Below are 10956 nucleotides of genomic sequence, written 5' to 3'. Positions count from 1 at the left end.
CGCACCGGCGCGGGGACGGCTTCATCAATGCTTCAGGTGGGTGCGTCAGCGTTCCCCCATGCCCGTCCCCGTCGCGTCTCGCCGTCGCAGCCTCCGCCCGGTCGAGGTGCTGGTCACCGCCACCGTCGTCTTCGCGGTGGGATACGCCGTGGATCTCTCCTCCTCCGACCTTCTCCAGGACACCGGCGCGGCCGGGCACGACCCGGTCGTGGCCAGGCTCCTCGCCCTGGTGCTGGCGCTGGTCGTCACGGTGGCCGGGCTGGCCGCCGGCACGTCGTTCCGGGCCGCGGCTCCGAGGCGCTCCCTGCACGCTCCGTCCGGTCTGCGGGTTCCGCTGGCACAGATCGACGGGCACCCGGCGGTCGCGGTCCACCTCCCGGCCGGGCCGCTGGGCGTGCACGTGATCTCCGGCAGCTTCGGCGCCGGCCACGACTCCGCGGCCCAGGAGATCTCCTGGCGCCTGGTCGAGGCCGGCCACCGGGTGCAGGTCTGGGACGTCGTGGACTTCTTCCCCGCCCGGGTCGGCCCGCTGGTGCGCTGGCTCTACCTCGAGCAGCTCGACCTCAGCCCGCGGTCGTGGGGGCTGCTGCTGCGCCACCTCCAGCCCGGCACCCTGCTGCACCGCTGCGTGGTGGGAGCGGTCTCCGCGCTCCCGGCGCGGCGGATCCGTCGCCTCACCGGGACCGGCACCGACCTCGTGGTCTCCACGCACCCCTTCGCGAGCCAGGCGCTCGGCCGGCTGCGCCGGCGTGGTCAGCTCGGCGCGCCGGCGCTGACCTACCTCACCGACGCCTCGGTCCACCCGCTGTGGGTCCACCCGGGCATCGACCTGCACCTCGCCCACCAGGAGGTGGCGGCCGCGCAGGCCCGCGCGCTGGGCGCCCGGGTCGAGCTGGTGACCGCCCTGGTGCCGAAGGGCTGCGACGTGCCGCTGACCGCCGCCGAGCGGGCCGCCGTGCGCGCCCGGGCCGGACTGCCCCTCGACGCCCCGGTCGTGCTCGTGGTGGGTGGGTCCCTGGGCATCGGGGAGCTGACGGAGTCGGCGCGGGACATCGCCGCCACCGGGCTCGCCGTACCCGTCGTGGTCACGGGGCGCAACGAGGCCCTGCACGAGAGGCTCCGGTCGGTGCCCGGGATCGTCTCGCTCGGTTGGCGCGACGACCTGGAGGAGCTGATCAAGGCCGCCGACGTCGTCGTGCAGAACTCCGGCGGCTTCACCAGCCTGCAGACCCTCGCCGCCGGCACGCCGCTGATCAGCTACCGCGATCTGCCCGGCCACGGCACCACCAACGCGGAGGCGCTCGCCGCCGCCGGTGCCGCCACCTTCGTTCGCGACCCCGCCGACCTGGCGCCGGCGCTGGAGGCGGCGCTGGCCCGGGGTCGGGCGGGCGGCTCGGAGACCCCCGTGCACCGGGCGCTGCTCGAGGTGCTGTTCCCGCCCGCGCGGACCCCGGTCGGCGCCGCGTGACCGTGGCCCGCCGGGCGGCGGCCCTCGCCGGGGCCGCGGTGGCCGCGGACGCGCTGCCGCTGCTGGCCTCCGTGGGCCCGCTGCGCCGCCGGGCCACCCCCGGCCTGGCCGGCATCACCGCCGGGCCGCACGTGGCGCTGACCTTCGACGACGGGCCCGACCCGGGTTCGACGCCGAGGTTCCTGGAGCTGCTCGCCCGCCACGACCGCACCGCGACCTTCTTCCTGCTCGGCGCGTTCGTAGCCCAGAACGCCGGGCTGGTGCGCGAGATGGCGGCCGCCGGGCACGAGCTCGCGGTCCATGGCTGGGACCACCGGTGCGTCGCGCTGAAGCGGCCGGGCCGCCTGGCCGCGGAGCTGCGCCGCACCGCCGGGCTGCTGGAGGACCTCACCGGCGGGGCGGTGCGCTTCTACCGGACGCCGTACGGCGTGACCACCGCCGAGGCCCTGCTCGCCGCCCGGTCGACCGAGCTGCGTCCGGTGCTCTGGTCGGCCTGGGGCCGTGACTGGGAGCGCACCGCCACGCCGCAGCGGATCGTGCGCAGCATCGACAGGACGCTCGCGCCCGGCGGCACCCTGCTGCTGCACGACACCGACCGCACCGCCGCTCCCGGCTCCTGGCGCCGCACCCTCGCCGCCACCGAGGTGCTGCTCGAGCGCTGGCGCTCCGAGGGGTGGCAGGTGGGGCCGCTTCGCGACCACGGGCTGGGCGGCGGGGCGACCACTGCCTGGGCGGGGCGACGGGCACCGTTGACCTGACGGGCCGTCCGGCGCAGGGTGGAGGCAGAGGCACCCGGGGTGCCTCGTCCCCGATCGGCGAGGAGAACCAGATGGATCAGGTCGGACGGCCTCCCGGCGTGGTGCGCGGGACCCTGTGGCTCGAGCAGGTCGACGCCCTCGACCGGCCGGTGCGGGTGCTGGAGCCGTGGATCCGGACCGTGTTCGGGACCGGGACCCGGGGCGCGCTGCTGCGCGGGGAGTGGTTCGGCCATGCCCTCCACCCCCTGCTCACCGACCTCGCGGTCGGCACCTGGACCTCGGCCAGCCTGCTGGACGTGCTCGGTGGTCCGGAGTCCTCACTCCCGGCGCAGCGTCTCGTCGGCGCCGGCCTGGTCGCGGCCGCCCCCACGGCCTGGACCGGGTGGGCCGAGTGGACGGCGCTCTCGTCGAGGGACAAGCGCGTCGGACTCGTCCACGCGGTCACCAACGGCGTGGCGATCGGCGCCTACGCCGGCTCCTGGCTGGCCCGCCGCCGGGGCGACCACGGCACCGGCGCACGGCTCGCCCTCGCCGGTGCGGCGGTGGCCTCGTTCGGCGCCTACCTGGGCGGTCACCTCACCGAGGGTCGCCGGGTGGCCAGCCACCATCCGGCGTACGACGAGCCGGGGACCAACGGGGGGTGGTCCCACGAGGGGTGGTCCCACGAGGAGGGCTGAGCGCCCGCTGGCCGGGCGGGTCGTCAGAGCTCGCTCTGGACGCCCGCGAGCAGCTGGCGGGCCATCACGATGCGCTGCACCTGGTTGGTGCCCTCGTAGATCTGGGTGATCTTGGCGTCGCGCATCATCCGCTCGACCGGGTAGTCGCGGGTGTAGCCGTAACCGCCGAGCACCTGCACGGCGTTGGTGGTGACCTCCATGGCCACGTCGGAGGCGAAGCACTTCGCGGCCGCGCCGAAGAAGGTCAGGTCCGCGTCGCCGCGCTCGGAGCGGCCGGCGGCGGCGTAGGTCATCTGGCGCGCGGCCTCCACCTTCATGCCCATGTCGGCGAGCATGAACTGCAGCCCCTGGAAGTCGGCGATCGGCCTCCCGAACTGCTGGCGCTCCTTGGCGTAGGCCAGCGCGTGGTCCAAGGCACCCTGCGCGACGCCGACCGCCTGCGCGGCGATCGTGACCCGGGTGTGGTCGAGCGTCTTCATCGCGGTCTCGAAGCCGGTGCCCTCGGCGCCGATCATCCGGTCGGCGGGGATGCGGACGTTGTCGAGGTAGACCTCGCGGGTCGGGCTGCCCTTGATGCCGAGCTTCTTCTCCGGCGCGCCGAACGAGACGCCTTCGTCGGACTTCTCCACCACGAAGGCGCTGATGCCCTTGCTGCGCTTCTCGGCGTCGGTCACGGCCATGACCGTGTAGTACTCGCTCTCGCCGGCGTTGGTGATCCAGCGCTTCACGCCGTCGAGCACCCAGGTGTCGCCGTCGCGGACCGCGCGGGTCTTCATGTGGACCGCGTCGGAGCCGGCGTCGGGCTCGGAGAGGCAGTAGGAGAAGCCGCCCTCGCCCGCGGCCAGCTTGCCGAGGTACTTCTTCTTCAGCTCCTCGCTGCCCGCGATCTGCACCGGCAGGCTGCCCAGCTTGTTGACCGCCGGGATCAGGCTGCTGGACACGCACGCGCGCGCGACCTCCTCGATCACCAGCACCGTCGCGAGCGCGTCGGCCCCGGCCCCGCCGTACTGCTCGGGCACGTGCGGCGCGTGGAAGTCCGACGCCACCAGCGCGTCGTGTGCCTCCTGCGGGAAGCGGGCGTTCTCGTCCACGTCGGCGGCGAACGGCGCGACCTTGGCGTCACAGACCGCGCGCACCGCTTCACGGATGGCCTGGTGCTCCTCCGAGAGGGCGTACATCGGGTAGTCGGCGCTCATGGGCGCGATGGTACTTCCGGGTAACCGTCGGGCGCGCGGGAGGTCGGCACCAGGTAGCACCGGGCGGGCACCCTTTGCGGCGCATCCGAGGCACCAGGGAGGTGGGATCCGCCGCGGACCGATGGGCGTCGGGTGGGCCGCGAAATGCCGGACGCCCGGCCGGTGCGCGAGGCACCGACCGGGCGTCCGGGACGAACGGGACGATCAGGCGTTCGGACCAGGGGTCACTTGACGACCCGGACGACGACGGCCTTGGACTTGCCGGCGTTGCGGAACGCGTCACCGGCGTAGCGGACGGTGATCTTGTGCTTGCCGACCTTGAGGCCCTTGGCCTTGTAGACGGCGTTGCCGGCGCTGCTGAGCTTCGCGGTGCCGAGCTTCTTCCTGCCGTCCAGGACGGTGACCTTGCCGCTGAAGGGGGTCACACCGCCGGCCACCGTCGTGACGATCTTGGCGACCTTGCCCTTCCTCACCTTCGCGGGCGCCTTCGTGGTGACCATCGAGTCGTTCTTGACGACGGTGAGGGTGTCGAGCACCGCGGCGTCGGAGGTGGTGCAGGGCACCGCGACCGGGCCGAGCGCGCTGGTGCCGGTCAGCGTGAACGCCTTCGGCATCGTGAGGTCGTAGACGCCCGCACCCGGCACCGAGAAGTCGGAGTTGGTGGCGGTGGCAGGGATGTCCAGGCTGCCGGGGTCGGTGCCCGCGGTGGGCGCGCCGAGCGTGAGGTTCGCGACCTTCACGACGGTGCTGCCGAGCAGGAGGGACAGGTCGTCCGAACCCAGGCCGGAGACGGACGGGAGCAGCGCCGCGACCGTCGGGTTGGCGTGGAAGATGTAGCTGGCGTTGAGCGAGCCCTGGCTCAGCGGCAGGCCGGCCGGGATCGTCGGGAACCCGGCACTGATGTTCGGGATGGTCATGTCGACCGGGACCTGCTGGTCCCCGATGACCGGGAACGTGCAGGTGTAGGTGCTGGTGCCGGTCTTCGTCGCGTCGGCGGCGGTGGCGGCGCCGGTCGACGCGCCGACCAGGCCGGCGGCGGCGACCGCGGTGGCGACGCCGGACACGACCAGGCGACGACCCGTGCGAGAAACGTTCATGTGGATGCTCCTCCCGAGCAACTCAGGTGCGCTACCTCCCAGTAGCAAGACGCTGAACGCTAGCGCCGGGCGGTGCAGGACGTGCAGGGAATCGCGGAACTCATGACATGGTTTCTCCTGACATGGCTGACTGGCAGGACCCCGGGTGGGTCAGGTTCATGCTCGAGGACTGCGAGACCTGGGCGGTGGTGGGGCTCTCGGGCGATCCGACGCGGACGGCGTACTCCATCGCGCAGCTGCTCCAGCGGCGCGGCAAGCGGATCGTCCCGATCCACCCGAGCGCGCCGACGGTGCTCGGCGAGCAGGGCTACGCCTCGCTCGCCGACGTCCCGTTCCCGGTCGACGTGGTCGACGTCTTCCGCCGCTCGGAGGCGGCGGGTGAGTTCGCCGACCAGGCCGTGGCGATCGGCGCCAGGGGCGTGTGGCTCCAGCTCGGCGTGGTCGACGAGGACGCGTTCTCGCGCACGACCGAGGCGGGGGTGCCGATGGTGATGGACACCTGCCCCGCGATCGAGTGGCGCCGGCTGGGATGAGCCGTCCGGGCGAGGACCTCGTCGTACCCTCCGGCCCCGGGATCCCGCAGGGCCTGCGGATCCCGGCGGCCGAGCTCGTCGAGCGCTTCTCCCGCTCCCCCGGCCCCGGCGGCCAGTCGGTGAACACCACCGACAGCCGGGTCGAGCTCGGGTACGACGTGCTCCGGTCGACCGCCCTGACCGAGCCCCGGCGCGAACGGGCCCTGGCCAGGCTGGCCGGCCAGCTCGTCGACGGCACCCTGGTGGTCGCCGCCTCCGAGCACCGCTCCCAGCACCGCAACCGGGTCGCGGCCCGCGAGCGGCTCGCCACCACGCTGCGCGAGGCCCTCGCGCCTCCGCCGCCGACTCGGCGACCGACCAAGCCGACGAAGGGGTCCAAGCGCCGCCGCCTGGAGGCCAAGCGCCAGCGCGGCGAGACCAAGTCCCTGCGCGGCCGGGTGCGTGGCGCCGACCCGCACTGAGGGTGAGCCGCCCCAGACCATCAAGAGCCGGGACCATCAAGATTGGGGTGTCGATCCCCCGGAGGCGGATCTAGCGTCGAACTACGCGCCCGCCCCCGAGCTGAGCTGGACCATGCACCTGACTGGACGGACCCGCTTCACCCTCGCGGCCGTGGCCACCGCGGTCGGGGTGGCGACGGCCTCGACGATCGCGGGCCAGGGCGAGCCGGCGGTCCCCGGGGTCGGCTCCGCGACCTTCGTCCGGGGCGCCGACGACACGACCGGCACGCCGGGGAACCCGGTGATCCACGTGCCGGCCGTCCGGGTCGGCCAGGCGTCGGTCCGGGAGCCGAAGGCCACCCCGCCGCTGCCGACCTCGGCGCTGGCCCACCTCGACATCCCCCCGACCGCCCAGCTCGCCTACCAGCGGGCCGCCGCGGTGATGGCCGCGGCCGACCGCTCCTGCCGGCTGTCCTGGACCCTGCTCGCCGCGATCGGCCGGGTCGAGTCCGACCACGGCCGGTACGCCGGGGCGCTGCTCGGCTCGGACGGGGTCTCCCGCCCGGTGATCCGCGGCGTGGCGCTCGACGGCCGGGGGCCGGTCGCCCGGATCCCGGACACCGACGGCGGCCGCCTGGACGGCGACCCGGTGTGGGACCACGCGGTCGGGCCGATGCAGTTCCTCCCGTCGACCTGGGCGGTCGTCGCGGTCGACGGCGATGGCGACGGCGTCCGCTCGCCCGACGACATCGACGACGCCGCCCTGGCCGCCGCGGTGTTCCTCTGCTCCGGCCAGGAGGACCTCGGCACCGAGGCCGGCCGCCAGGCGGCCGTGCACCGCTACAACCCCTCCGACGCCTACGTCGCGAGCGTGCTGGCCGTCGAGCGCGCCTACCGCACCGGCGACTACGAGCTGCTGGGCTGGCCGGTCCTCGGCGGACCGATCCGGGTCGCCGTCACCCAGGGCGACCAGCAGGCGACCGCGGCAGCCCCGATGCCGACCAGCCCCACCGGCCCGACCCGCTCGAGCAGCCCGGCCGGCCCGACCGGCCCCGCCAGCCCCAGCAGCCACCAGGGCGGCGGCCGGTCCCCCCACCCCGCGAACCAGCAGTCCGGGGGCCGGAGCGGTCCGCGGCACCAGCAGACCCAGGCGGCGACCGGCAGCCAGGACCACTCGACCACCTCCCCGCACCACGGCACCTCCAGCGCCCCCGGCGACCCGCTCACCCCCTCCGACCCGGTCGATCCGGTCGATCCCACGGATCCGAGCACGATGGACCCGGGCACGATTGACCCGGTCGACCCCACCGACCCGGGCACGCCGGACCCGCCCGATCCCCAACCCGATCCCCAACCCGATCCCCGGCCGGATCCGGGCCCGCAGCAGGTCACGCTGACCGGCGTGCTGGCCCCCTGCGACGCCGATCCCGCCGCCACCTGCCTCGACGAGACCGCGCTCGACGTCGGCGACCCGGCCTTCCTGGCCACCCCGGCGGGGGCGGACCTCGACGGCGACGGGGTCGTGGAGTCCAACGCCGACGAGCTCGACGGCCTCTCCGGCACCCCGGTGAGCGTGCAGGTGCTCCCCGACACGAGCCCGGCCGTGGTGCTGAGCGTCAACGGGACGAGCTACCGCTCACTTCCCTGATCAGCCCCCGAAGCCGATCCGTCGCGGCTGGTCGCCGCGGACGGCCTTGCCCTTCTCCTGCGCGGTGGCGCGCAGCTCGGCCTGGAAGTCCACCATCCGCTGCCGCAGGGCGGGGTCCGAGGCGCCGAGGATCCGCGCGGCCAGCAGCCCGGCGTTGCGGGCGTTGCCGATGGCGACCGTGGCCACCGGCACGCCGGCCGGCATCTGGACGATCGAGAGCAGGGAGTCCATCCCGTCGAGGTACTTCAGCGGCACCGGCACGCCGATGACCGGCAGCGGGGTCACCGCGGCGAGCATGCCGGGCAGGTGCGCGGCGCCGCCGGCCCCGGCGATGATCACCGAGAGCCCCCGGTCGGCCGCCCCGCGGCCGTAGTCGAGCATCTCCTCGGGCATCCGGTGCGCCGAGACCACGTCGGCCTCCCAGGCGACCCCCAGCTCGGTGAGGGCCTCGCCGGCCGCCTTCATCACCGGCCAGTCGGAGTCCGACCCCATCACGATGCCGACCGACGCGTCCATGCTCACTCGCTCTCGTTGCCGAGGTCGCCACGGAACCAGGCTGCGGCGTGCCGCGCCCGCTCCAGGCAGTCCTCGAGGTCGTCGCCGTAGGCGTTGACGTGCCCGACCTTGCGGCCGGGGCGCAGCTCCTTGCCGTAGAGGTGCACGCGCAGCCGCGGATCACGGGCGAGCGCGTGCGGGAACCCGTCGTACAGGCGACCCACCTGCGCGTCCGGGCCGCCGAGGATGTTCACCATCACCGTCCACCGGGCCCGCGGCGCCGGCGAGCCGAGCGGGAGGTCGAGCACCGCACGCAGGTGGTTCTCGAACTGGGAGGTGACCGCGCCGTCCTGGCTCCAGTGGCCGGTGTTGTGCGGGCGCATCGCAAGCTCGTTGACCAGGACCCGCCCGTCGGTGGTCTCGAACATCTCGACCGCGAGGATGCCGGTCACGCCGAGCTCGCCGGCGATGCCGAGCGCGATCTCCTGCGCCCGCGCGGCGAGGTCGGGCTCGAGGTCGGGCGCCGGGGCCACGACCTCCTTGCAGATGCCGTCCTCCTGCAGCGAGGCGACGACCGGGTACGCCGCGGCCTGGCCGCTGGGCGAACGGGCCACGAGTGCCGACAGCTCGCGGCGGAAGTCGACGAGCTCCTCGGCCAGCAGCTGCACGTCGGTCTCCCGGGCGGCCCGGAACGCCTCGTCGACGTCGTCGACGGACCGGACGAACCAGACACCCTTGCCGTCGTAGCCGCCGCGGGTGGTCTTCAGCACGCACGGGAACCCGAACGCCACCACGTCGTCGACGGAGTGCACCAGGGCGTTGCGCGGGCAGGGGACGCCCAGGTCCGCGAGCCTGGCGCGCATCACGCCCTTGTCCTGGGCGTGCACCAGCGCCTCCGGCCCGGGGCGTACGGCGAGGCCGCCGTCCTCGAGCGCGTGCAGGTGCGCGGTGGGGACGTGCTCGTGGTCGAAGGTGACCACGGCACAGCCCTCGGTGACCTTCCGCAGCGTCTCGAGGTCGGTGTAGTCGCCGACCACGTGGTCGGGGATGACCTGGGCCGCGGAGACCCCCTCGCCCTCGGCGAGCAGGCGCAGCGGGAGGCCCAGCGCGATGGCCGGCTGCGCCATCATCCGCGCGAGCTGGCCGCCGCCGATGATGGCGAGAGTGGGTGCTGGCTCGGACACGCAGGCCAGCGTAGTGACTCGTTCAGTCGGTCGCGTCGCCGGTCTCGAAGCGCAGTCCCTTGCCCCGGACCGTGGAGATCAGCCGCGGCTCCCGGCTGTCGTCACCGAGCTTGCGGCGGACCCAGCCGAGGTGCACGTCGATGGTCTTCGACGACGTCCAGAACGTGGTGCCCCAGACCTCCCGCATCAGCTCGTCGCGGGTCACGAGCCGCCCGGCCCGCGAGATCAGCGCGTGCACCAGGTCGAACTCCTTGCGGGACAGCACGATCTCCTCGACCCCGCGCCAGGCCCGGCGGTTCTCGGGGTCGAGCCGCACGTCCTGCACCTCGAACACCCACCACACGGTAGGAACCCGGAGCCCGCCGCGCGGGGAATCGGCGGAAATTCCCCCGCCGCGCTGGACCGCCGGCTCAGTGCCGGCGCACCGCCACCGGCTCGACGATGCCGAAGCCCCGGACCGGTCGCGCGGGCAGCCGCCGGGCCTCGAACTGGTCGCCCGGCAGCAGCGCCGCGGTGGTGGCGTCGACGATGATCCGGTTGCGCCGGGCCACCGCGGTCAGCCGCGCGGCCATGTTCACCGGCGGCCCGAAGACGTCGCCGAGCCGCATCACCACCGAGCCGCTGGCGAGCCCGACCCGGACGTCGGGCATCCGGGAGTCCCGTCCGATCACGTTGATGATCCCCTCGGCGGTGTCGTAGGACCGGATCGGGTCGTCGTTGACGAAGAGCACCGCGTCGCCGAGGCTCTTGATGACCCGGCCGCGCTGGGCCGCGACCACGTCGGCGCAGCGCGACTCGAAGAGCTCCACGAGGTCGCCGATCTTGGCCTCGGTCAGCTGGTTGGACAGCGCCGTGAAGCTGACGATGTCGGCGAACCCGACGGTCAGCTGGCTGGTGTGCAGGTCCTCCTCCTCGCCGCCGCCCAGCGCCTCGACCCGCGCGACCGCGGCCGCGAGGTGGCGCCGCCAGGCATAGATGATCAGCTGCTCGAACGGCGCGTTGAACTCCTCCACGATCCGCATCGCCGACCCCAGCCGGCCGCCGGTCCCCGGGTCGGCCTCCGAGCCGCGCTCCTCGACCCGCTGGACCAGCGCGGTCACCTCCCAGTCCGCCAGCCGGGCCACGGTCTGCCCGACCGCGCGGGTGAGGTTCACCGCCAGGTCGAAGTCGATCAGCCCGGACGCCACGACGTTGCTCATCGTCGAGACCGCGTCGACGTCCGCCCGGGTGAACGCGGTCTCCCCGGCGTGCTCGGGGAAGCCGAGCGCGCGCCACAGGCGGCGGATCTCGTCGAGGGTCACCCCGGTCTCCTCGGAGACCTCCTGGGCGTTGAAGACGACGTCCTCGCCGAGGATCGCGCGCTCGAGGAGCTCCTCGCGCGTCTGCTCCGCCGGCAGCTCAGGTCCGCTCATGCGCACCCCGCTGGGGAGCCGTCGAACAGCTGTTGGTGCGAGGGGGCC

Annotated in this window: 12 protein-coding genes; 6 read left to right on the top strand and 6 right to left on the bottom strand. The window is 74.2% G+C overall.

Features of this window, described 5'->3' with window-relative positions:
* The first annotated feature begins 58 nt into the window (after positions 1-58).
* From BJZ21_RS04940 to BJZ21_RS04930, 3 genes are all read left to right on the top strand, one after another.
* Entirely contained in the window at positions 59-1468 is a 1410-nt protein-coding gene (locus BJZ21_RS04940; protein ID WP_179662733.1) for an MGDG synthase family glycosyltransferase, read from the top strand.
* Positions 1465-2226 (top strand): polysaccharide deacetylase family protein, encoded by a 762-nt coding sequence (locus BJZ21_RS04935; protein ID WP_179662732.1) that lies wholly within the window; start codon positions 1465-1467, stop codon positions 2224-2226. Before BJZ21_RS04940 ends, BJZ21_RS04935 begins: the two co-directional genes overlap by 4 nt.
* Positions 2227-2297: 71 nt before the next feature.
* On the top strand, positions 2298-2903 hold the full coding sequence (locus BJZ21_RS04930) for a DUF2231 domain-containing protein (RefSeq protein WP_179662731.1): 606 nt from the start codon (positions 2298-2300) through the stop codon (positions 2901-2903).
* A 23-nt stretch (positions 2904-2926) separates the two neighbouring features.
* Here BJZ21_RS04930 and BJZ21_RS04925 read toward each other — a convergent pair whose 3' ends face one another.
* Positions 2927-4099 (bottom strand): acyl-CoA dehydrogenase family protein, encoded by a 1173-nt coding sequence (locus BJZ21_RS04925; protein ID WP_179662730.1) that lies wholly within the window; start codon positions 4097-4099, stop codon positions 2927-2929.
* A gap of 224 nt (positions 4100-4323) precedes the next feature.
* Positions 4324-5196 carry an Ig-like domain-containing protein gene (locus BJZ21_RS04920; protein WP_179662729.1) on the bottom strand — a complete coding sequence of 291 codons (873 nt, stop codon included), beginning with the start codon at positions 5194-5196 and terminating at the stop codon, positions 4324-4326.
* Positions 5197-5318: 122 nt separating this feature from the next.
* Between BJZ21_RS04920 and BJZ21_RS04915 the strand changes: the two genes are divergently transcribed.
* The 3 genes from BJZ21_RS04915 to BJZ21_RS21340 all read left to right on the top strand — a co-directional run bounded on the left by BJZ21_RS04915 (position 5319) and on the right by BJZ21_RS21340 (position 7817).
* Complete coding sequence (locus BJZ21_RS04915) at positions 5319-5729, top strand: CoA-binding protein (RefSeq protein ID WP_179662728.1); 411 nt, start codon at positions 5319-5321, stop codon at positions 5727-5729.
* Positions 5726-6190 (top strand): alternative ribosome rescue aminoacyl-tRNA hydrolase ArfB, encoded by a 465-nt coding sequence (arfB, locus tag BJZ21_RS04910; protein WP_179662727.1) that lies wholly within the window; start codon positions 5726-5728, stop codon positions 6188-6190. The genes BJZ21_RS04915 and arfB overlap by 4 nt, the downstream gene beginning before the upstream one ends.
* A 112-nt stretch (positions 6191-6302) precedes the next feature.
* The gene (locus tag BJZ21_RS21340; protein ID WP_281380822.1) at positions 6303-7817 is read left to right on the top strand and encodes a lytic murein transglycosylase; all 1515 of its coding nucleotides are present in this window, start codon (positions 6303-6305) and stop codon (positions 7815-7817) included.
* Here BJZ21_RS21340 and purE read toward each other — a convergent pair whose 3' ends face one another.
* The 4 genes from purE to BJZ21_RS04885 all read right to left on the bottom strand — a co-directional run bounded on the left by purE (position 7818) and on the right by BJZ21_RS04885 (position 10908).
* Complete coding sequence (gene purE, locus BJZ21_RS04900) at positions 7818-8333, bottom strand: 5-(carboxyamino)imidazole ribonucleotide mutase (protein ID WP_179665514.1); 516 nt, start codon at positions 8331-8333, stop codon at positions 7818-7820. It lies immediately after the preceding gene.
* Positions 8334-8335: 2 nt separating this feature from the next.
* Complete coding sequence (locus BJZ21_RS04895; protein ID WP_179662726.1) at positions 8336-9496, bottom strand: 5-(carboxyamino)imidazole ribonucleotide synthase; 1161 nt, start codon at positions 9494-9496, stop codon at positions 8336-8338.
* A gap of 22 nt (positions 9497-9518) precedes the next feature.
* Positions 9519-9830: a winged helix-turn-helix domain-containing protein gene (locus tag BJZ21_RS04890; RefSeq protein WP_179662725.1), complete on the bottom strand. Its 312-nt coding sequence runs from the start codon at positions 9828-9830 to the stop codon at positions 9519-9521.
* A 76-nt stretch (positions 9831-9906) separates the two neighbouring features.
* Entirely contained in the window at positions 9907-10908 is a 1002-nt protein-coding gene (locus BJZ21_RS04885; protein WP_179662724.1) for an adenylate/guanylate cyclase domain-containing protein, read from the bottom strand.
* Positions 10909-10956 lie beyond the last annotated feature (48 nt).

This window comes from Nocardioides panaciterrulae (genome assembly GCF_013409645.1).
Classification (GTDB): domain Bacteria; phylum Actinomycetota; class Actinomycetes; order Propionibacteriales; family Nocardioidaceae; genus Nocardioides; species Nocardioides panaciterrulae.
The sequence above is the reverse complement of the archived record's forward strand: the minus strand, read 5'-3'. Positions and strand labels throughout refer to the sequence as shown.